The organism is Streptomyces sp. CLCI03, from assembly GCF_053615355.1.
Genome location: NZ_CM132132.1, coordinates 7,725,640 through 7,745,692 on the forward strand (window position 1 = coordinate 7,725,640; position 20,053 = coordinate 7,745,692).

Below are 20,053 nucleotides of genomic sequence, written 5' to 3' on the forward strand. Positions count from 1 at the left end.
GAACGGGGGCGAAGGACATCTGGCCCTCGGGGGCTGCGGTACGGACCGGCGCGTTACAGGGGAGGACGAGTCTCCCGAGCCACGCGCCCGTCCGTTCGCGCATCAGGGGTGTTGACCGCGGTCTCTGGGGCGGCTTGCCCGGATCCCTCCGACACCACGGCGGGCCCACCGCTCGTGCTGGTGAGGTAGTCCAGGGTTCCGGTGAGGTCCAGGAGCCGTTCGAGGCGCAGGGGCCGGTCCTCAAGGTACAGGCGGGCGCCGGCGGCGTCGGACTGTCGGCGGATCATCAGGAGCGTGGACAGTCCGATGGAGTCGATGGCGGTGATGCCGGCGCAGCCCAGGCGGAGCTCCCCGAGGCCGGGATGATCGATGAGCACGCGGGTGACCGTGTCCAGGAGCCGGTGGGTGGTGGTGTGGTCGAGGTCGCCGAACAGCTCTATGCGAACGGTGTCGTTCGTGCGGACGGACGTCATCTCGAGTGGGCGCGGGGGCAGGATGCTCATCGGGAGTTCCTGACGGGGGCGCTGGTGAGGTGGGTGGTGCCGGTGCGGAGCATGGCGGTGGCGCGGGGCAAGTCTTCCAGTTGCCGGCCCAGGGCGGCGAGGGCCGGAGGGAGGGGCCGGGCGGGGACTCCGCGTGCGGCGAGGATGTCCGCGGTCCACAGCAGGAAGTCCGTGAAGAGGGTCTCGTCGCCGGTGTAGAGGGCGACGCCGAGGACCAGTGTGGTGTGGCAGAACCCCTCGGCGGTGCGCTCGCGCTGGGCTTGGCCGTAGTTGCGCACAGCAGGGTCCACGTCCTCGAGGGCGGTGAGGACCGCGCCGACGAGTTGGGTGCGATTGCGGGTGACGAAGGTGTACTCCTGGTCGTCCAGGTGTGGCAGGTCGTCGATGGCCTGACGGTCCGGCCTCGTCACCTCCAGAGGCCCGCGATTCATGTGCTCGGCCGCACTTCGGGCGTCGGAGGCCCAGGCGTCGGCGCCGAGCATGCGGGTGGCAATCGAGCTGGAGAGGGCCACGGCCTCGGGCCCGGTACGGCGCAGGTGTGCGACAAGGTGGTGGGTGGGGACCTGGGCGCCGAGGTGGTCGACGTTCCAGCCGCGCAGTTCGAGGACTTCGGCAAGGAGCCGTGCGGGCAGGGCATGCCACTCGCCATCGACGCAGGCCACAGTGATCCGGCCCCGGAAAGGTTTGGTGAAAGAGGCCGGAGGGTGTGCCACCGTCCCGGCGGCCGGTTCGTCGACAGCGGTGGCGGCATGCTCTTGCGCCACGTTGATCCGGTCGGCTGCCCACTCCTCGCCGACTCGCCCTTGTACGACGGCGATCACGTCCAGCAGGACCTGCTCGGGCTCCCGGCCGGCATCCAGGACTTCGCGGACCGCTGAGACGGCAACCGCCTCGTCACAGGCAACGGCCGCTTCCCACAGACGCTGCGTCGACCGTTCGACCGGCGGGATGCGGCTGGTGCCGATGCTGTGTGCCCTCATGCGGTGAACCTGCCCCGGGTGTGACCGTCCACCATGCTGAGGTGGTTGCTGCGCGGGGCGGAGATGACAACGACGGCCATGTCGTCGTGCCGTCCGGCCCCGACCCACTGGGAGGCGAGCATCTGGACACGTTCGACGATCGCTTCAGCGGGCATGCCCGCGCATTCCGACAGCGCACGGTGCAGACGCTTTTCACCGAACTCCGTACGCCCCATCGGCCCGCCGCGGGCCTCGCTGATCCCGTCGGTGTAGAGGACGCAGGCCTCACCAGGGCCGAGGGTGATGGCGACCGACACGGCCGTGAAGTGGGGGAGGGCACCGACAAGGCTGCCCCGGGTGAGAGCTTCTTCCACCCGGCCGTCTGCGCGCAGGATCAGTGGGGCGGGATGCCCGGCGCTGGTCAGCCGCAGCCGCACCGTGCTGCCCTGCCGCTGTGCGGAGGCCAGGACCATCGTGGCGTAGCGGGCGTCGTGCGTGTTGAGCAGTGAGGTGTTGAGCAGGGTGAGCATCCGATGGTGGTCGTCGGCCAGTGGCAGCAGGGCGTGCATCGTGTTGCGGATCTTGCCCGTCATGACCGCTGCTTCGAGTCCCTTGCCGCACACGTCCCCGAGAACCACGAGGGAGGCGTCGCCCTCCACGGTGGCGGGGTGAACGTCGTAGAAGTCCCCGCCGACCCGCTCGTGGTCCTTCGAGGGCCGGTATCCGCCGGCGTACTCCACCCCTGCTACATGGTGCAGGGACGGCGGTAGCAGTTCGCGCATCAGAATCTCCGAGATCGACGCCTGCTCGGCGTACAGGCGGGCCGCCGACATCGCGGCTCCCGCGCGCGCGGCGAAGAGCCGGGCGAAGACTTCCTCGGCCTCGGTGAACACGGCGCTGCTGTCGCGGCGCAGCAGGACCAGGGCGCCAGCGGGCACGCCGTGCCCGGGCAGCGGGGTGATCACTATCGACCCCACCGTGCCGAACTCCTCCGGGACCAGCCAGGTCGGTGCTGCGGCCGGGTCGATCCACCGGGACGGAACCGGCGGGAACCCCTGCAGCGCCTCCGCCAGACCCGGTACGTCCTCCGGGGCGGCCGCCACGCGGGAGTTCGAGGGCTTACCGTCTTGCAGGCACGTCACTACCGGGAGCTCCTGGGCGTGGGCGGGGGCGATCACCACTGCGGCGTCGGCGAGGTGCTCGGCGGCCATCAGGGCTGTGACGTCCATGCACCGCTCCAGGTTCAGCGACGACAGCAGCAGGTTGGACGCCTGGGTCAGGAACGCGGTGCGTTCACGCTCCACCAGGAGGGCCTCGCGCGCCAGGCGGTGGTCGGTGTCGTCGACGAGCCACCACACCACGGTGCCGTCGTTCCACGCGGTGGTGTGCGCTTCGTAGGTCCGGCCGGCGATCTGGCCGTGAACCGTCGCATGTCCGCCATGGCCGTCCGGACGCCGCTCAAGGGCGGCTGCGAGCCAGGCCGGCGCGACATCCGCCAGCGCGTCTCCGGGACGGGCCCCCGGAAGCACGACGGCAGCCGCATCGTTGACCGACAGCAGGACCGCCAGGTCGTCCGTCACGAGCACCGGATGCGGCGCTTCCCGCCAAGGGCTGTGCACTGCGCCCGGCGCGGACCTTTTTGCCTTTGTGGGGTTCACCACATGCTCGAGGCCCGCTGTGCGAACCCCTCACCTCATCATGTCGAGGATGAATAGTTTCCCTATGGAAACTATCTGGGCTGGGTGCCTCTGGCAACCAGGCCTTGCCCTCCGCCGCCGCTTCACACGACAGACGCGCTCGGCATGCTCACCCTCTTCACATCCTGGCGGCCGACGCCTCGTATCCATGGGGATGCGCTCTGGGCGGCGGGGGCCGTGCTGTGTGCCGCGGCGCCTGACAAATGAGCCTCCGGCTGACAGAGTGGTGCGATGCCCCGAGCCGTTCACCCCCTCGCCGATGAGCAGGGAGTTCCAGAGGCATGCGCTGTCACGGAGTTGCTCGAAGTCCTCTGGCGTCCGAACCACGAGGCAGCCGGGACCCCGGTCCCCCCGTCGCAGATGCGCGCCTTGACCGTTATCGAACAACGGGACGGGATCAATCTGCGTGACCTCGGTGAAGCGCTCGGCTCAGCCCCGCCCGCCGTGAGCCGCCTGTGCGATCGCTTGGAAGCGGCGGGACTGGTTCAACGCTCCCGTGTCAGCACAAACCGACGCGAAGTCGAGCTGACCCTGAGCCGACGCGGACACGCCGTCCTGGCCGACACCCGTTCCCAGCGCGTACAGAGGACGGCCGAGGTGCTGCAGAGGATGTCCCCCCAACAAAGGCGAGCCCTCGCCGAAAGCCTGGCAGCTTTCCGCGACGCAGCCACAGGTCTGATCGGCATCGACGCCCGACCCGGCGGCAGCGCCGGCTTGTCGGATACTGCCTGACCCGGTGGGGCCGGTGCAGGGTCGATACGTCGGCTCCTTACCCCTCGCCTGCCTCCGTCACTTCGGAGAAGGCCCGCAACCCCTCGAGCAGATGCAGCCGACGATCGGACGGCATGGACCGGAGCACTTCGAGCATGGCTCTGCAGCGACGTTCATGCATGGCGTCCACCGATTCGTGGCCCTGGTGCGTCAGGACCAGCCCTACTTCACGCCGATCGTTCGGCCTCCGCCTGCGACGCAACAGGCCCGCAGCCTCGAGCCGGTCACACAGCCTGCTCGTGGCAGAGGCACCCGCTCCGACTTCTTCAGCCAGTCGGGTGAGGTTGATGCCAGGACTGACACGGACGATCATCAAGGCGCACAGCTGCAGACCCGACAACCGGGGCGACGCGGCGCGGGCAGTGCGGTCCCACAGGTCCACCAGAGCTGCTGCCGCCTTCGCCACATCGTGTGCCATCGAGGCCAGAGGATCTTCGGGTCCCGCTCCGTCCATGATGGCCGTCACTCCCAACGAGCAGGTACGTCCCCTTTACGGCCACACCCCCGTCTCTGGGCGTCGGCTGCACGGGATACCCCGCGTGTGCCCACTGTGTCGGAACTATCCCCCTGCAAGCCGCCGCGTGCGCGTCATACGCCCAGGCGAATCCGTCAGCTTCCCCTTCGGCGCAATGCCTCATGTCCTGCAGGAGCTCCCTCACAGGGACCTGGCGCTACTCCGAGGGGCGGCCGAACCAGTCCAGGCATGTGACCAGGGCGTCGTCATCAGCGGCAGTATCGCGATATGCGGCCAGCGTCTCCAGGATCGCGCGCGGGACCGCAGCGGCGGGTAGAAGACTCGTGGCATGGATCGCGCGGGCCAGAGCACGTTCGCTGTAGGCCACGCCGCCCTTGTCCGCAGCCCCGTACACACCGTCACTGACGAAGATCAGGCGATCTCCCGGGAAGGCTTGGAAGGGCTGCGCCGAGTAGTGGGACTCCTCGAACATGCCCAGGGGGAACTGTGCCTCGAAGTGGACTCTCTCGACGGATCTCTCCCGGTACCGCCACAGCTGAGGGGAGCCCGCGTCCACGATCTCGCCCCGGCCCGTGGCCAGGTCCAAGCGCAGCAGGAGGGTCGAGACGTACTCCCGACCGTGATACTGGCTGTAGACGGCCTGGTCCGCCAGCGCGGCCTGGTCCTCGATGCCCACCCCGGCTCTCCGGGCATTGCGCAGAGCGTTGACCGCCAGGTTGGTGAGGAGCGAGGCCTGGATCCCCTCGCCCATTCCATTGGTGACGGTCATGGTGAGGCTGTCCGCGGTCGTGGACCAGTCGAAGTTGTCGCCATGGATGTCATAGGCGGGTTCCAGCTGCGCTCCGATGGCGTACTCAGGGCGGGTGCAGGAGCGGCCGGGCAGCAGCTGCCACTGTATCTCGGCGGCCAGGGTGAGGCGGCTCGCCCGCCGGGCCTGCAGGTACACGTCGGTGTCGCGCTCGGCAACGATGATCTCGTGTCCTAGGAGCTCGGCGACGTCCCTCAGCTCCCCGACCGTTTCCGGGTTGGACAGGTGCTCCGGCAAGCGCACCGTGAGAATCCCCAGCCGATCTCCCCGCACTGTCACCGGCAGGTGGAGGTCCAGGGTGTTGCCTTCGGCGGAGTACTGGCCGTAAGGCTCCTGACTGCCGAAAGCGCGGCCCTGCGGTGTGGTGTGCACCAGCAGCGGTTCAGCGGTGTGGGGAAGCGCGGTGACCTGCTGGAGGACGCTCAGGCTGTAGTCGGCCATCAGAAGGTCGACTTCGACAGCGCCGTAATGAGTCACCAGTGCCGACCGGACAGTGGTCAGGAGGTCGTGCGGTGCGGCCGTGCGCAGTGCGCGTTCCACAGCCAGAAACTTCGTCATGGTGGGCGCCATTCCTCACTGAGTGGTCGAAGGTCGGGCGGCTTGCCTGCGTCCGCCGAGCCGCAAGGGTCGTGCGAACTCGGGCGAACCGGAAGCACGATGGATAGCTGCCATCACCGGCCGGAACCACTATTCAGCACCTAAAAAATTGTCATACGGCAACTAAAGTGAACTGTAGCGCCTGTGGCCGCCGTGGGGAGTCGCTGTGGATCATCACCGGCGAGGAACCCGAGGCCAGCTGCGGGGAGGCGGTCCGGTAAGCCCAGCCGGCCAGCGTGTCGTCCAGCAACCCGAGCCGCCGCGTGGCGTCCTGGACCAGAATGGGCAGCTCACCAGGAGCGGCCCGCTGGGAGACCTCCAACACCGAACTCGGCAGTTCCGCGAACTCCGTACCGTTCACGACGGTCACCGCCTGTCACCGTACGCAGCGGCCGGTGGCCACCGAGTTCGCCACTGTTCCTCCCCTACCAGTGAAACAAACCCGCCTGCAGGAGCGCTCTCCCAACGTGTCCGGAAGTCGGGCCCGTGCGCAAAACCCTGCGGCGGCGTCACCCTCGGGGGGCGGTGATTTCGCAGTCCGGTGCGCACGCTGATGGCGACCGAGGTCGCCCCGAGATCGCCCCTGCGTGCACGGGGCCGCGAAGGGGGACCAACCGGGGCCGAGGTGCCCAGGTCAGGATGCTCAGCTGAGGCAACGAGAGGGCGGGGACTGCAGGCGGCAGCACCTACCGACGGCAGTCCGTCATCGCCGTCACGGACCCCGGTCGCAGCACGGGCCGAATTCTGCGCCGCGTCATATACGCCTGCTGCGCACCGGAGTCGTCCCGTGCACGGTGCCGGGCGAGAACATCGAATCGCCTCCTCCGAGGTGCGACCGGGTGAGACTCCACGAGGCGGTTGGATTACGGTGGACACCTTTCGCACGAGTCGCCGCCTGGGACTGCGGACCCGTCCACGGGTCAGGCGCGGGGGAGCCATCCGGCGCCGAAGTCGGCGTGGTCCCGTGCGCGCTGGGCTCGGTCCTCGAGGAGCCGGCGGAAGCCTGCCACCGCGTACCGCTCCCCGGTGGCCGTGCCGGGCCGCGGGATACCGGCCACCTCCGCCATGAGCTGCTGAGGCTGGGGCTGCCAGCCGGTGACCAACACTCTCAGGCGCAGGGCCTCGGCGCGCCGGTGCAGGTCCAGGAGGTGGAACAGGCCGTCGGTGTCCATGGTCGTCACGCCGTGCAGGTCCACCAGGAGGTCCCGCTCATCGGCGGTGACGTGGTCCAGGGCCGGCAAGAGCACCGCGCCCGCGTCCTCGTCGAGTTCCCCGTCGGCGCTGATCAGGACCGAGGTGCCGCAGCGCTGTACGCCCACGTTGATCAAGTTCCTTCTCCCTTCACCCGCAGGCACCGGCCCGCGGCCCTCCATCGTGGCCCGGCCTGTGCTGGAGACGGCTGAGGCGCGCTCTCGCCGGCGCCGCGTGAATGAGGGGAGGGGCCCTGGCCGGGCCGTGGGACAGGGCCCCCTCCGACGTGCCTTCGTGGGGGACGGTCAGGCACGCGTCCCCGGGGACGACGACCGCTGGTACCTGCGGGACACGACACTGCCGCCGGCAGCGGCACCCCTCACCGCTTGCGGCCGCGGGTAGTGGTCCGTCGGCTACGGCACCAACACCACGACGGGGCGGCATCCGTCGCGGCTCCGCCGGCCTCCCTGCTCCGGGCTTTCCCCTCCGGCCATGAACAGTTCCCGGCTCCGGAGGGCGCGAAAGGTTCCGCGCGGGGGAGGCGGGCGTTCACCCGGTGGAGGCAGAGCCAGGGTCAGACCTTGCCGCGTCAGGAGCCGGTCTCCTGGCCGCGCCTTCCGCCTCGAACTCCTTGGTCACCCCACCGACCTTCGTGACCCAAGGCGTCATGGTGTCTGTGCGCTGCTCGATACGCTCCACCACGTCCATGAAGTGCGGGAACGACTCGAATCGCGTCCACTGGTCGTAGGCGGTGCGCACGGGGACGTCGACCTCGACGGACTCTTCGACCTGCGATACGAGAGCATCCTTCCACTTCGCCGGCCGAGCAGGGTGCCCGGCCGTACCCGGGGAGCCGTTCCCCTGTCAGCGCCGCTGCCTCCGCTCGGCCACTCCATCACCCCCGGACAGACGCACCACCAGGTGGCCTATCGGCAGGCTGGACCGAGCCGCTGTGAGAAATGACGTCCTGCTGGAGCAGTTTCAGGGCCGCAGCCGCCAGTCGTCGGGCGGTGAGGTGTGGGTCGTCGGTCGGCAGGATGAGATGGCTGATGGTCATGCGGACGATGACGTCTGCGGCCATCTCCACCGACTCTGCGTGCTGTTGCGGGTATCGCGTGGCCAGCCACTCCCGGACAAGGGTTCGACCGGCGTCGAATATGGGGTCCGCTCGGGTGGTGAGATACGGAAGGAGGCTGTCGGAGCCTTTTCGGGCGGCTGTGATGACGGCCCGTACGAGGGGCCGATTGTCGGCCTCCTGGAATACGTGGAGGATGGCCGCCCGGAGGCAGGCATGGGAGTCGGGGGCACCAGGAAAGAGGGCATCGGCCACACCCGTCAGGAACTGCTGGGTTTCGAGGACCACCAGCGCACGCCCCAGGCCGGCGCGGTTGCCGAACTCCTTGTACACCGAAGGGCGCGACACTTCGGCGCGGGCGGCGACGGCCGAGAGGCTGACCTGGTCCCAGCCGGCTTCGCATGTGAGGTCGCGAGCGGCGTCCAATACGCGCTGCCTCATCTGTTTGCGCCATGCAACGCGCGGGGGGTCCGGTGCCGGCCGCCCCGTGGGTGTCGCCGCTTCGATCCGGTGTATTGCCGCCGCCATGGTGGTCAGTCTGCCAGGGGCTGAGGGCCGTTCGGCGAACCAGGTGATGAGCGCGGGTCCTGCGGGAGGGCGCGCGGGGGTGCCGACCCTGGCAGAAGGGGCCGGCACCATATCTCGGCGACCAAGTGGTCCGAAGGGATCAGGAGCGCTTGCGCCGCGCAGCGAACAGGAGGCCGCCGCCGAGGGCGAGGACCACCGCCGCGATGCCGAGCGGTAGCACCGGGCTGGAGCCGCCCGTCTCCGCGAGCGGACCGCTCCCGCTGTGCGGCTTCAGCCCGGAGCCGCCGTGGGTGCCGTTGGCGGCTTGCACGCCCGGTGAGGCGGCGAGGTCACTACCGGCGGACTGACCGCTCCCGGAGGGGGCGTCACCTTGCCGGTCGGGGGAGGGGGCCTCGGGGGCATTCTCCGGGCCACCCGTGCGCTTGGCGCCGAAGCCGTAGGCACCCCGGTCGGGCGCGCCATCGGCGCGGCGGGCTCCGGTGAAGTCGGTGGTGACGGCGGCGAACGGCGTACCCGAGCCGGCAGCGGGGGAGCCCTCGCTCAGCCGGAAGTCCGCGTCCGCCCGGGTGCCCGGTTCGGCGAGTTTCGGATCGGCGATGACATCGTTCGGGCCTTGGACCTCGGGGGCCTTGCCGCCGAAGTAGATGTTGTAGTCGTAGGTGACGTCCACGTTGCGGGACTTGCTGTTCGTCGCTTGCCCCGGCCGGCCGTACGCGATGTTGTTGAGCAGCCGCACGTCGGTGCTGTCGTGCGCGAAGATGTTGGCGTAGCTTTCCATGCGGGTGCTGCGCCCGTTGGCGTAGGCCGTGTTGTGGACGATGTCGACGTGCTGGCTCTTGTAGGAGTGGATGCCGGAGCCGCCGTTGTCGTACGAGAGGTTGTTGGCGACCAGTACGCGTCCGCTGTAGGCGGGGTGGCCGGCGTCGCCTTTGAGAGTGTCGATGATGATGCCGTTGCCGTCGGAGTAGCAGCCGCATCTCTCCCATTTGATCTTGGTCTCGTTGTCGTGGACGCGGTTGCCGGTGATGCGGATCTTGTACGTCCCGGCGTCGCCGCCCCCCACGTCGCGCGGGGTGAGGACGGAGATGCCGCTGGTGGCGTACACCGCGTACCAGGAGGTCCCATGCACGTGGTTGCCGGAGATGGTCACGTGGTCGGAGTCGATGGCTGATATGCCGCCGCCGGCGCAACCGTGCACCTCGTTGCCGGTCACCTCGACGTGGTGCGGCAGCGCACCCGTGGACCGGTCCTGTTCCAGGGAGATGCAGTTGGTGTTGTAGGTGGGGTCGCCCTTCTTCGATTCCCGTTCGGCTCCGGCCAGGGTGAGGGCTGCGTTGTTGCCCTTGACCTCCAGGTTTTTGATGGAGATGTAGGAGGCGCCGTGAACGCTGATGCCGTTCCACGCCTTCACCGGGTGGATCACCGGATGGTGGCCAGGATGTGCGGTGAAGGTAATGGGGGCTCCGGGGAGGCCGGAGCGCTTGATGGTCAGCACGTTCGACCCCGCCGAAAGCTCGGAGTATGTGCCGTTCATGATCGAGACGGTGTCGCCCGGCTCGACACTGTCCGCGGCCTTCTGGAGGGTCCGGAAGGAAGCTTGGGTGGAGGTGCCCGAGTTGCTGTCACTGCCGCTGGGGCTGACGAAGTACGTGCGGGCCGCGGCGTGCGCCGTACCGGCTCCGATGGCGGCGAGCGGTGCGGATGAAGCGAGCAGTGCTGCGGTCAGGGCGAGAGTGCTCGTACGTTTCACTGTTGCCTGGTCTCCCAGTTCGTCTTGCGAAGCGGTCGGCGCCCCCGGTCGGCCGTAGCCGAACCGTGAGGGGCGCACCATGGGTGCGTCGAGTCCGCGTCGCGCCGCGTCAGGGCGCGTGAGGGGCTCTGCAGCCGGAACGTTCCGCACCCAAGTCCGCTGTGAGGGGGGTGAGTTACGGGAGTGACGGTTCCAGACTCGAAAAATGAAAACAACCCGGGACTGGGTGTAAATGTTCTGACGGAACGTCATACTGTGCTTCGGTCGGCCCGGTGGCGTGCCGCATCGTTGAAGAGCCGGGACGCACACTGCTCCGGAGGCTCCATCCGTTCCCCCGGATCTGCCCGGGGGCAGAAGCGCCAGGCGTCAGGACCAGTCCCTTACGCCTGGGTCACGGTGGCGGGGTCGGCGTGCCATTCGCGTCCGCCGTGTTCGGGGGAGATGAACGCGACCGGATGTTGTCGGCGACCGCCAGGCGGGTGGTGGCGGATGGCGACGTTGCAGTCGGACACCCCGGCCAGGTCCCCGGCACGCCGGCAAGCGGCCCGCCGGGCGGCTGCGCCCGTGCAGCGCGGACAGTCGGGGCGGGTTCGGGGTCAAGCGCTTCAGGCGGCTGCGGACGGCCAGGGCGGCGAGTCCGAGGAGGGCCGGCTCGGTGGGGCGGGACGCCATCTCGGTGTAAGTGCCGGCGGTGGTCAGGTTCTGGCCGGAGGAGCGGAAGAGCACCGAGTTGACGACCACCCGCAGGGACTTCTCGAACCGGTCGGTCGTCAGGCGTTCGCGGTAGGGGCCGCCGAAGCCACGACGGAAACGAGCTGGCGACGACGACCTACTGCTTCGCGACGCCCACCGTCTGAGCATCGACGGCCGGCCCGGCGCCGTCGAGTACGGCGCCGGGTCACAAAGGCCACCACTCGAACCTGCTCCAGCGGTTCTGCTCGCCCGAAGCCGGCCGTGTCAGGTGTGCGGCGCGGGTGGCGCGCCGGGATGGAAGCAGGCGGTGATCCTCTTGCCGCCGTGGAAGGAATGGGCGTCCCAGGCATCGGCGAGGGCGTCGACGATGGCCAGACCTCGTCCGGAAGTCGCCTCGCGTGAGGGGTCGCGCTGGGCCGGCAGGCACGGGTCGCGGTCGGCGACGCTGACGTGCAGGCACCGGCCGTCCCAGGTGAGCACCAGCCCGGCGTCGCTGTGTGCGTGGACGTGTGCGTTGGTGACGAGCTCCGACACCGTCAGCAGGACGGAGTGCGCCGCGTCCGGGGCGTCCGTCGTCCATTGCAGGGAGTCCAGGCGTTCCGCGGTCCACTGCCGTGCCTCGCGAACCCCTCGGTGTACGGGAAAGGAAGTGGCCCATCCCTTGGCACGCATGGACACCCCGTTCACCTCGCTTGCGCTCTCGTGTGACGCCGGACCGCACGGGCTGTGTCGCTCGTCAGAACCGGCTCGCCCGGTGTCGGGCACGGCGCCCACCCCGGCTGTGCACGAGCAGCAGGGCCAACGCCATGGGCGCGATCAGCAGGACCATCGTCGTCATGGGCTGCTCCTTCCCTCGTCTCCGTTCTCCTTTGCGCTTGTGGCCGCTATGAAGCCTCCGAAACCCACGCTGTGTGCGGGTTGAACGACGGCGGTTGTACTCGACCAGTCGGAACGGATACCTGCTGCCCAAAGAATCAGTGGTCGCGCGGATCTCGCGGGTGGCGGCCGGGGCCCAGGGGTAGGTCAGCCAGCGGTGTGGGTGAGAGAACGGTGGCTTCTTCTCCGGCCTCCAAAAGGGTGTCGGCAGCGCCGACGATCAGGGGGTCGGGCCGGCCGACGGCTTCGGGATCCTTGCGGTCGTAGTCGATGCGGGCCAGGAGGCTACGAATGGCCTCCAATCGGCCCCGCCGCTTGTCGTTGCTCTTGACGACGGTCCACGGTGCGCGCTCGTTGTCGGTGGCCCGGAACATCTCCACCTTTGCGGACGTGTATGCGTCCCACAGGTCGAGCGATGCCAGGTCGGTGGGGGACAGTTTCCACTGCCGCACCGGGTCCACCCGGCGGATCGCAAAGCGAGTACGTTGCTCCGCGCGCGAGACGGAGAACCAGAACTTCACCAGCAGGATCCCGTCGGCCACCAGCATGTCCTCGAAAGCCGGGCACTGTCGCAGGAAGAGCCTGTACTGCTCGTCGGTGCAAAACCCCATCACGCGCTCGACCCCGGCCCGGTTGTACCAGGAGCGGTCGAAGAAGACGATCTCTCCAGCAGTTGGCAGGTGAGGCACGTAGCGCTGGAAATACCACTGTCCCGCTTCCCGCTCGGTCGGTTTGTCCAGGGCGATGATCCGGGCCCCGCGCGGATTGAGCCGCTCGGTGAACCGCTGAATGGTGCCCCCCTTGCCGGCGGCGTCCCTGCCCTCGCAGATCACCACCAGCCGGGAACCGGAGTCTTTCACCCAGCGCTGCAGCTTGAGCAACTCGATCTGCAGGATCCGTTTGGCCCGCTCATACTCGGTGCGCCGTACCTTCCTGTCATAGGGATAGTTCTCCTGCCAGGTCCGGATCGGGGCTCCTGAGGAGTCCAACAGCACAGGCTGCTCAGGTCGCTGATTGTCTATTCGGAGTCCCGCCAACAAGTCATTCGCTTCGCGGTTGTGCTCTCGCTCGTTCACAGCCCGCTTCTACCCGAAAGCGTTCGAATTGACCGTTCAAGCCCGTCGGAGTCGGGGTGCAGATGTCCGGGGCGCGCCATTCGGTTGCAGAGGAGGATGAGCGCCACTTTGTCGACCGGCTCGGAGCCACCCCAGTTGCCGTCTGCTCACACCCTGTCCATGAGCTGCCTACCCGCAAGAGGCGCGGATTCCCCAACCGTGCGGACGGTTGCTCAGAGGGTGCGAGTGACGCGCCGTCCGGGCCGTATACGCGGAGCCGGTCCCAACTCACCGACAGCAGAGCGGAACCCGCTTCCCCAAAGCGCCACGTCCGGGCGGGCGAACGCAGCGGCCCCGGCGGCGCTTCCACCACGATCACCGTGGGTGCCGCCCGCTCCCGGGGGAGGTCTGGACAAGATCCACCGCCAGGCTCGGCCCTGCTGCTCCCGCACCGATCACGGCCACATCTGCATCCCAGGCCATCCATCGCCTCCCGCCCCTTGTCCATGGCCCTATTTCGCGCCGTCCGTGCCGGTGGACGCGGTAAAGCGCCGGCCAGACGCGAAATCCCGGGGGCGCGGCGACGCGAGGGGGCGCCGTGGTGTCGGTTCGATGCGAGGTGCCGCCGCACCTGGGCCCGGCGAAAGCCTTCGGCTCGGGCGATGCCGGGGGCGCAGGCCGTCGGTCGGAGTTGGGCAGCGCGGCGGACGCGGGACCAGGCCCCGCCTTGCGGTAGCCGCACCATGCGCACTGGTGCGGGACCAGACACGTCAACTTGTCTGCAGGAAAGAGGAGTTCGGATGAGTCTGCCGGTGGGGAAGGAGGAGCTGGGTGCGTGGCACGGCGGTCTTGCGGGCGTTGTGCTCGCCGATGGCGGCGATGGTAGTGCCGGGGTCGGCTTGGAGGGCGCGCTGGTTGGAGCCCGTCACCTCGGCGTGTCACGCATCTGGGCGGGCTTCTTCTGAGCGGGGGAGGCCTCCCGAGGAGCTGTAGAGCGTCCGTTCGGGTGACGTCACTCCTTCGCCGACGGCAAGTGCGGCTGAAGGTGCGTCGGTCCGTGCTGTGCTGTGGCAGCGGCCTGAAGGTGGTCGTTCGCGGGCCCGCCCGCTGTTCGCGGCAGGCCCGCCCCAACAGCGAAGGAGGACTGATGTCGCGTCAACGCAAGGACCGGCGAAGCCGGAGCACGATCGGTCAACTAGCGTGCACTGTGGTTTTGTTGACTGTGGCTTTGCTGAACGCCTCCGGGGCCGATGCCGCTGCGGTGCACTCCAAACCGAACCGTGACTGGGACGCCATCGCACGGTGTGAATCCGGTGGGAACTGGCGGGCGAATACCGGCAACGGCCATTACGGCGGATTGCAGTTCACCCAGTCGAGCTGGGACGCGGCAGGGGGCCGCAAATACGCACCACGCGCGGACCTCGCCACCAAGGCGGAGCAGATCGCGACGGCCAGGAGACTCGCCAAGATCCAGGGCATGGGGGCTTGGACCTGCGCACGCCGCCGCTGAAAGGCATCCTCCGACAGGAGGGTGGGCGTTTTTGCGAGGGAGCTCCGGGCTGGACGCGCCGACGGTCGTCCTTTTGTTGTTGATAGCGTCCGTCTTCTCGCCGAGCCGTTCGAGCTATGGCGTCGGCCGGCCGCCTCCAACGACCACCGCTTCCAACTGGCTCACCGTCTGAGCCGACATCTGCGGCTCCACACCGGACCACCTCGACGCGGCCCTCGCCGCGATCACCGAATCCCTGGCCGTTCTCGGCCGGATGGCCACCCGTGAGAGACGGTTCTCGTGGGGCCATGGTGGAACGCTCGGCATGCTCGACCAGAGCCGCAAGACTGCCGCGGTACTGCTCCACCACCCCGGCCGAAGCGAGGAGAGCGAGCCGGCGAGCCGGATCCGCAGCAGCCTGCGCTTCCTGGGAGGAGGCACTCCGCCCAGGACCTTCACCCGGCTCGCCCTCCTGCTGGAACACTCGGCCGTGACGAGGACGCCCGATGGCCGGCCCCTGGGGAGGCCCGCGCGGCGGGCCACTCCATCTCCAGCCGGGCCGAAGCCCGCGCGCTCCCCAACTGTCCAACCGCTTGCCGGGGATCTCGATTCAGGCTGTGTGCGCGGCGAGCGCGGCGAGCGCGGCGTCGTGCACCTCGTACGCGCGGCGCAGGGTTGCAGCGGGGAGTCGGCCACACGCGGGCTCAGCCGCAGGCAGTTACCCCGGTACTCGGTTCAGCCGCCGCGGCTCGAAGCGGAAGCCCGCCGCGTCACGCTCCGGCAGCCGTCGAACGGACCTATTGCGGCCGCTGGTTTCGGAGATCCTTGAGGCGTGCGATGTCGTCTTGGACCGACTCCTGTTCCTCGGGGGTGAGGTGAACTGCCGCGGCCTCATCGAGTGCGGTCGTCATGGTCTCGCTGTCGCCGAGGCGGCCGGCGGTATCCGCGCGCAGGACCAGGAGGCGGAACAGTTGCACCGGGGTGGGTCGTTCGTCCTTCATGTGGAGAGCGCGATCGATGAACCTTGCGGCGCCGCTCGGGTCGTCCTTCGAGTCCGCGAAGAGGGACGCCATGTGGAGTGCGCGGGCGAAGGTCTCGTCCGGGGCGGGTCGGTGGCGTTGGTTCCCGCTCGTCGGTTGCCCGACGCGAATGCAGTTGCCTCCCGGATCGGTCATGAGGAATTGCCGCACGCCGTACGACATGTCCTTCAGCGGCCCGATGCGCGGCAGCCCACGCGTGGGGACCCTCCCGTACGCCGACTTGAGGCCGGTCCGGAAGGCATCGTGCAGGCCGTCGACGTCGTCGGTCACCACGTAGCACGTGCTGATCCTCGCCGGTCAAACCGCCAGGCCGACGTCTAGGATCTTCGCGGCTTTGCCGATGGAGCCGGGCATGAGGTGGTGGTAGACCGATTTCAACGCTGCGTAGTCAGCACCGAACCAGCACGGGAGTCAGCACCGGGGGGTGTAAAACGGGCTGGTCCGCCCATTCACGGCAGTGGTCGGTCAGGTGTTCCGGAAGCCTTCAAGGTGTCCGAGGCGGTGATGTGGTGGTTGGGGACACAAGGCGGTGCCTGAATGTGATGTCCCGCCACATACGCTGCCGACCTGCGGGCTTCTACGGTGTGGCCACACCAAACGTCCCCGCAGACCCCGGAAGTGGTGCACATGACCTCCCCCGCAACAGCCGCACCATCAGCAACCGGAATCCGCAGGATCGTCGCCGCGAGCTTCATCGGGACCACCATCGAGTGGTACGACAACTCATCCGATCGGGGCTACGACCTGCCGTATCCCAGGATCTGTGCGATCGAAGTCAGCACGGAACCAGCACGGGGCAACGGCGCGCCTGCTCGGTACCGACGAAGTGGCTCGTGGCGCACGCCACCGGCCCGACTGGCCCATCGGGACCGACTACAGAGCGTCGCCTATCCCATCATCCAAGGTCTTCAGGTGCAGGCGTCCTGAGGTTGGCTCTCGCCCCAGGAAGCAGCGTTGTCCCATGCCCTCGACTGGTGTCTGCAGCGTCATCGAGCACGTCCCCGCAGCCGGGGGAGCAGGTTCGGCAGGCCAGCTTCGGGCACCCCTGAGTGGGACCATCCCTACGGGCGCGGGGAGCAGTCGGCGGCGTCATGCTCCGCGGTGCCGTACCGGCGACTAACGTTGTGGCCGTCCGCTCGACGCTGGGCTGGGCTGATCTCGCGGCGGTTCCCGAGGTGTACGCGGCGGCGTGGAGCGGCCTGTTCGGCAATCTGGACCTGCGGCCGGGCGAGACCGTCCTGGTGCGAGGAGCGACCTCCTCGCTCGGCCAGGCCGTGGTTAACCTGACGGTCGACTACGGGGTGACCGTAATCGCCGCGCCCCGGGATCCGCTGAGGGCGCCCCTGCTGAAGGAGCTCGGCGCCGCCGACGTGCTCATCGACGACTGCGCGCTCGTCACGCAGGTCGCGGAGCGGGAGATCGGCCTCGATGCGGTGTTCGGCGTCGTCGGCAACAGCGTCCTGCGTGACTCGTCGGCCCTGGGTCCGGCCGCGCGGCCGGACCTGCCGGCTCGGCTTCCTGGGCGGATTAGAGTCCGTACGCGACCTCGACCCGATCGCCGACCCCCCAGCGGAGCCCGGCTCAGCTTCTTCGGCAGCGCCTTCGTCCTGGGCACCCCCGCGTTTCCGCTCACCGGCGTACCGCTGGAGGAGATGTACGCCAAGGTCGAGGCCGGTGTCCTGCAGGCCCGTCCCGCCCGGGCCCGGCCGTGGGCGGGAACACCGGGACCATGGGCACGCACGCGGAGCCGGCAGAAGGGGCGTCGCCGCGGAAGGCATACTGGTCGGGTCCGCGGCGTGTGCCTCGATGTCACATGCGCACGTACTCCTCGGTGTCCTCGACGAAGTCTTTCAGTGCCTGGTCGGTGAGTGTGGGTCGGGTCTGTGCTATGGCCTGCAGGTAGTCCTGCGTGCCGATCGGGATGCCTTTCCGCTGGGCGACTTCGCGTTCGAAGGCGGTGGCGGCGCCCTTGCGAGCGGCGAACTCTATATCGGCCGGCGTGAACATTGCGCTTGCCTCTACCAAAGGGTGCAGGTCGACATGGACGGCGGCGGGTCCGAGGTAGCGCCGCCAGACGGCCGAACGGGCCTCCGGGTCCGGCGGGCCGACGGGGATGACGTAGTCGAAGCGGCCGGGCCGAAGGAACGCCGGGTCGAGGGAGCGGACGGAGTTCGTGGCGCAGATCAGGAGGCGGTCGTCGTGGTCGCGGAAGCTCGGGATCAGCTTGAGCAGTTCGTTGGTGACTCCGTGACTGGGGTCGACAGCCGTACCGGACCGGACAGAGGCGATCTCCTCGACCTCGTCGATGAAGAGCAACACCGTCTCCAGTTCGGCCAGTTCCGTGAACACCTCCCGCAGCGAGGTCGCCAGCCCTCCCTCGTGGGACGATGCAAGCCGGGAGGGGAAGAGTTCTACGAAGGGCCACCGCAGCCGCGAGGCGACCGCTCGGGCGAAGCTGGTCTTGCCCGTGCCCGGCGGTCCGAAGAGGATGACCGCCTTCGGCGGCCTCACTCCGTACTGCTCGGCCAGCACGGACTGTGCCAGCGGTAGCACGATCCGCCGCTCGATGGCCTCTTTCTCCCGCTCCATTCCGGCGAGGCTGTCCCACAGACCCTCCGGAAGCATCCTTCCCCCGAGTTCCGCGAGGAGGCCGGCGTCGCTTGCACCGAGGTGTTCGACCTTCTCGTAGAAGACGAGCCCGGCCCGGGAGCGGTATCCGGAATTCTCCAACGCTGCGGTTCCCGTCGCCCCCGGCGCGAGAAGCGCGCCGATCCGGCGGGCTCCCAGCGACCGCAGGCGCCGTTCAAGCTCGGCGATCAAGGAACTCCCGATTCCGCGGTTGCGCCACGTCCCGGCCAGAGCCACCACCATGATCCAACCCCGCTCGCCACAGGCCTGCGCCACGGCGACACCGACCAGCTCGTCGCCGACCACCGCCACCACGGCGGGTCCTCCGGCCCTGGCTGCGGTCACGACCTCCGAAACGGGGAAGACGGCAGGTGCCTCGTCCGCCTGCTGGTTCTGGTCCCAGATCTGGATGGCGCGGTCCAGGTCGTCGTCGCGGAAGTCCCGCAGTCGCCACGTCGGCATCGCAACCACCTTCGTGAAGGAGCCGGGGCCGCCGACGCTCCGCAGGGCAGAGAGCACGGTGCTCCCGGCAACGGATCCATGCTTCATTCTCCGTGTGCGTGCCACTTGTGTGCGCGTCGACCGATTCGGCATGGGGGAGCCGCCGACAACCGCAGGCTGTCAAGTGCGCCCGCCTGCGTCGCAAGGGCGCACAGGGCGCTGCAACGTACTACATGACTACTGTGCGCGACAGTCGTCACGTCTTGTGTGTGAACAGTTCGGATAGGTCACGGACCCGAGTCGAGGGGCGCCCGATTGAGATCCGTCGGTATCGCTGTACACGAGGAGTACGGAGCCGGGCGGAAGTGTGATTTCGGTGGTGGGGTAGTCGGCCTCGGGGTCGATGCCCAGAACGAGTTCGGGGGGCAGCCTCAGGAATTCGGTCCGGCCGTCGGGGTGGCGGAGCAGGGGTGGCGGGTGTCCGGCGGTGGCGAGACGGGCGCGGTGATGGGCGAGGTCGAGCTGGGCGATCAGGCTGCTGGTGAACAGTCCGGCGTCGAGGTCGGTCAGGAGGCGGTTGGTGCGGGCGAGCAAGTCTCCGGGGGAGGCGCTTGCGGTGGCGTGCGCCTGGACAGCGGTGCGGACCTGTCCCATCAGGAAGACGGCGGTGTTGTGGCCTTGGACGTCGCCGATCGCCGCTGTGATGGCGGTGGGAGTGTGGATGAGGTCGTAGAGGTAGCCGCCAATAGCCATGCCGTGGCCGGCCGACTGGTAGCGGGCGGCGACGTCAAGGCCGGGGACGTGGGGCAGGGCGGGGGCAGCAGGCCGGTCTGGACGGTGTGGGCGAGGGTGTGCTGGGCGTCGTAGAGGCGGGCGCGGTCCAGGGCTTGGGCGATCAGTCCGGCGAGGGAGGCGAGGAGAGCAGGTTCGGTCGGTGGGAAGGGGCGGGGCTGGTCGTAGGAGAGGACGGGGGAGCCGATGCTGTGGCCGGAGGCGGTGAGGGGTAGGAAGGCCCAGGCGTTCCCGGAGGCGGAGCGGGGTGCGTCGGGGTAGGTGCGCCGGAAGTCGGCGAAGTCGGGGAAGGAGACGGCGTCGCCCGTGGCCCTCGCGTGCGCGGTCGGGGTACGGGAGGTCAGGGGCGTACCGTCGAAGCGGTTGATGAACTCCGTGCTGTAGCCGCGGTGGCCGATGACGTGCAGGCGGCCTTCGTGGGCACTCATGAGGACCAGGCCCTGGGGCCCGAAGGCGGGCACGACCTGGTCGGCAACGACGTCGGTCACGTCTTGAACGCTGTCGGCTTCGGCGAGGTGGGTCAGGTGGTACGGCACCAGGGCACCGACTGATTCATCGGACTGCGTGGCCTGTGAGGTGGCCGTCCGTAGCGGGGCGGGTGTGATGTGGACGCTGATGCCAGTGCCGTCGGGGTAGAGCTGGAAGAGGAGTTGCTTGTCCGGGGAGCGCGTGGCGGTGAACGAGG

General features: G+C 68.8%; 19 protein-coding genes and 1 pseudogene. 4 read left to right on the top strand and 16 right to left on the bottom strand.

What is annotated here, in order from left to right:
* Nucleotides 1–53: 53 nt before the first annotated feature.
* From ACWG52_RS35675 to ACWG52_RS35685, 3 genes are read right to left on the bottom strand one after another with little or no spacing between them, the layout of a single operon-like run.
* A complete protein-coding gene (locus ACWG52_RS35675; protein WP_453127042.1) occupies nt 54–503 on the bottom strand; it encodes an STAS domain-containing protein in 450 nt (149 codons plus the stop codon).
* On the bottom strand, nt 500–1,483 hold the full coding sequence (locus ACWG52_RS35680) for a cobalamin B12-binding domain-containing protein (protein ID WP_389806776.1): 984 nt from the start codon (nt 1,481–1,483) through the stop codon (nt 500–502). The genes ACWG52_RS35675 and ACWG52_RS35680 overlap by 4 nt, the downstream gene beginning before the upstream one ends.
* Entirely contained in the window at nt 1,480–3,048 is a 1,569-nt protein-coding gene (locus ACWG52_RS35685; RefSeq protein ID WP_390137319.1) for a PP2C family protein-serine/threonine phosphatase, read from the bottom strand. The genes ACWG52_RS35680 and ACWG52_RS35685 overlap by 4 nt, the downstream gene beginning before the upstream one ends.
* Before the next feature lie 342 nt (nt 3,049–3,390).
* Here ACWG52_RS35685 and ACWG52_RS35690 point away from each other — a divergent pair, with 342 nt between their 5' ends.
* Nucleotides 3,391–3,891: a MarR family winged helix-turn-helix transcriptional regulator gene (locus ACWG52_RS35690; protein WP_389806775.1), complete on the top strand. Its 501-nt coding sequence runs from the start codon at nt 3,391–3,393 to the stop codon at nt 3,889–3,891.
* Between the two features lie 37 nt (nt 3,892–3,928).
* Here ACWG52_RS35690 and ACWG52_RS35695 read toward each other — a convergent pair whose 3' ends face one another.
* From ACWG52_RS35695 to ppk2, 9 genes are all read right to left on the bottom strand, one after another.
* A complete protein-coding gene (locus ACWG52_RS35695) occupies nt 3,929–4,348 on the bottom strand; it encodes a MarR family winged helix-turn-helix transcriptional regulator (RefSeq protein WP_389806774.1) in 420 nt (139 codons plus the stop codon).
* A gap of 253 nt (nt 4,349–4,601) precedes the next feature.
* Nucleotides 4,602–5,771 carry a PP2C family protein-serine/threonine phosphatase gene (locus ACWG52_RS35700; RefSeq protein WP_390168147.1) on the bottom strand — a complete coding sequence of 390 codons (1,170 nt, stop codon included), beginning with the start codon at nt 5,769–5,771 and terminating at the stop codon, nt 4,602–4,604.
* A gap of 151 nt (nt 5,772–5,922) precedes the next feature.
* Nucleotides 5,923–6,180, bottom strand: a complete 258-nt coding sequence (locus ACWG52_RS35705; protein ID WP_390137325.1) for a hypothetical protein — start codon at nt 6,178–6,180, stop codon at nt 5,923–5,925.
* A 550-nt stretch (nt 6,181–6,730) separates the two neighbouring features.
* Nucleotides 6,731–7,129 (bottom strand): STAS domain-containing protein, encoded by a 399-nt coding sequence (locus tag ACWG52_RS35710; RefSeq protein ID WP_390168185.1) that lies wholly within the window; start codon nt 7,127–7,129, stop codon nt 6,731–6,733.
* 421 nt (nt 7,130–7,550) lie between these two features.
* Nucleotides 7,551–7,760 (bottom strand): SRPBCC family protein, encoded by a 210-nt coding sequence (locus ACWG52_RS35715; protein ID WP_390168149.1) that lies wholly within the window; start codon nt 7,758–7,760, stop codon nt 7,551–7,553.
* Between the two features lie 136 nt (nt 7,761–7,896).
* Nucleotides 7,897–8,604, bottom strand: a complete 708-nt coding sequence (locus tag ACWG52_RS35720; protein WP_390137328.1) for a TetR/AcrR family transcriptional regulator — start codon at nt 8,602–8,604, stop codon at nt 7,897–7,899.
* 139 nt (nt 8,605–8,743) lie between these two features.
* On the bottom strand, nt 8,744–10,354 hold the full coding sequence (locus ACWG52_RS35725) for a right-handed parallel beta-helix repeat-containing protein (protein WP_390137329.1): 1,611 nt from the start codon (nt 10,352–10,354) through the stop codon (nt 8,744–8,746).
* Between the two features lie 957 nt (nt 10,355–11,311).
* Nucleotides 11,312–11,719, bottom strand: a complete 408-nt coding sequence (locus ACWG52_RS35730; protein WP_389806769.1) for an ATP-binding protein — start codon at nt 11,717–11,719, stop codon at nt 11,312–11,314.
* A gap of 302 nt (nt 11,720–12,021) precedes the next feature.
* Nucleotides 12,022–12,999, bottom strand: a complete 978-nt coding sequence (gene ppk2, locus ACWG52_RS35735) for a polyphosphate kinase 2 (protein ID WP_389806768.1) — start codon at nt 12,997–12,999, stop codon at nt 12,022–12,024.
* 779 nt (nt 13,000–13,778) lie between these two features.
* On the opposite strand from ppk2, the gene ACWG52_RS35740 reads away from it, so the two are divergent.
* Nucleotides 13,779–13,943, top strand: coding sequence for a hypothetical protein (locus ACWG52_RS35740; protein ID WP_389806767.1), 165 nt, complete (start codon nt 13,779–13,781; stop codon nt 13,941–13,943).
* Nucleotides 13,944–14,125: 182 nt separating this feature from the next.
* On the top strand, nt 14,126–14,488 hold the full coding sequence (locus ACWG52_RS35745; RefSeq protein WP_389806766.1) for a transglycosylase family protein: 363 nt from the start codon (nt 14,126–14,128) through the stop codon (nt 14,486–14,488).
* A 776-nt stretch (nt 14,489–15,264) separates the two neighbouring features.
* Here the strand turns inward: ACWG52_RS35745 and ACWG52_RS35750 are convergent.
* Nucleotides 15,265–15,792 (bottom strand): annotated as a pseudogene (locus tag ACWG52_RS35750) (VOC family protein); the annotation flags it as partial.
* An 839-nt stretch (nt 15,793–16,631) separates the two neighbouring features.
* On the opposite strand from ACWG52_RS35750, the gene ACWG52_RS35755 reads away from it, so the two are divergent.
* Nucleotides 16,632–17,375 carry an MDR/zinc-dependent alcohol dehydrogenase-like family protein gene (locus tag ACWG52_RS35755; RefSeq protein WP_389806765.1) on the top strand — a complete coding sequence of 248 codons (744 nt, stop codon included), beginning with the start codon at nt 16,632–16,634 and terminating at the stop codon, nt 17,373–17,375.
* On the opposite strand, the gene ACWG52_RS35760 is transcribed toward ACWG52_RS35755, so the two are convergent.
* The 3 genes from ACWG52_RS35760 to ACWG52_RS35770 form a co-directional block, all read right to left on the bottom strand.
* Entirely contained in the window at nt 17,317–18,597 is a 1,281-nt protein-coding gene (locus ACWG52_RS35760; protein WP_326747053.1) for an ATP-binding protein, read from the bottom strand. The two genes, ACWG52_RS35755 and ACWG52_RS35760, sit on opposite strands and share 59 nt — an antisense overlap.
* Nucleotides 18,598–18,813: 216 nt before the next feature.
* The gene (locus ACWG52_RS35765) at nt 18,814–19,230 is read right to left on the bottom strand and encodes a PP2C family protein-serine/threonine phosphatase (RefSeq protein ID WP_326747052.1); all 417 of its coding nucleotides are present in this window, start codon (nt 19,228–19,230) and stop codon (nt 18,814–18,816) included.
* Nucleotides 19,230–19,904, bottom strand: coding sequence for a GAF domain-containing protein (locus ACWG52_RS35770; protein WP_390168153.1), 675 nt, complete (start codon nt 19,902–19,904; stop codon nt 19,230–19,232). Before ACWG52_RS35770 ends, ACWG52_RS35765 begins: the two co-directional genes overlap by 1 nt.
* Nucleotides 19,905–20,053: the final 149 nt, after the last annotated feature.

Bases quoted from the DNA above. Each gene is read 5' to 3' on its own strand.
- ACWG52_RS35680 (WP_389806776.1), bottom strand. From the start codon at position 1,483: ATGAGGGCACACAGCATCGGCACCAGCCGCATCCCGCCGGTCGAACGG.
- ACWG52_RS35745 (WP_389806766.1), top strand. From the start codon at position 14,126: ATGTCGCGTCAACGCAAGGACCGGCGAAGCCGGAGCACGATCGGTCAA.
- ACWG52_RS35730 (WP_389806769.1), bottom strand. From the start codon at position 11,719: ATGCGTGCCAAGGGATGGGCCACTTCCTTTCCCGTACACCGAGGGGTT.
- ACWG52_RS35700 (WP_390168147.1), bottom strand. From the start codon at position 5,771: ATGACGAAGTTTCTGGCTGTGGAACGCGCACTGCGCACGGCCGCACCG.
- ACWG52_RS35765 (WP_326747052.1), bottom strand. From the start codon at position 19,230: ATGGGACAGGTCCGCACCGCTGTCCAGGCGCACGCCACCGCAAGCGCC.
- ACWG52_RS35690 (WP_389806775.1), top strand. From the start codon at position 3,391: ATGCCCCGAGCCGTTCACCCCCTCGCCGATGAGCAGGGAGTTCCAGAG.
- ACWG52_RS35740 (WP_389806767.1), top strand. From the start codon at position 13,779: ATGAGTCTGCCGGTGGGGAAGGAGGAGCTGGGTGCGTGGCACGGCGGT.
- ACWG52_RS35675 (WP_453127042.1), bottom strand. From the start codon at position 503: ATGAGCATCCTGCCCCCGCGCCCACTCGAGATGACGTCCGTCCGCACG.
- ACWG52_RS35695 (WP_389806774.1), bottom strand. From the start codon at position 4,348: ATGGCACACGATGTGGCGAAGGCGGCAGCAGCTCTGGTGGACCTGTGG.
- ACWG52_RS35720 (WP_390137328.1), bottom strand. From the start codon at position 8,604: ATGGCGGCGGCAATACACCGGATCGAAGCGGCGACACCCACGGGGCGG.
- ACWG52_RS35760 (WP_326747053.1), bottom strand. From the start codon at position 18,597: ATGCCGACGTGGCGACTGCGGGACTTCCGCGACGACGACCTGGACCGC.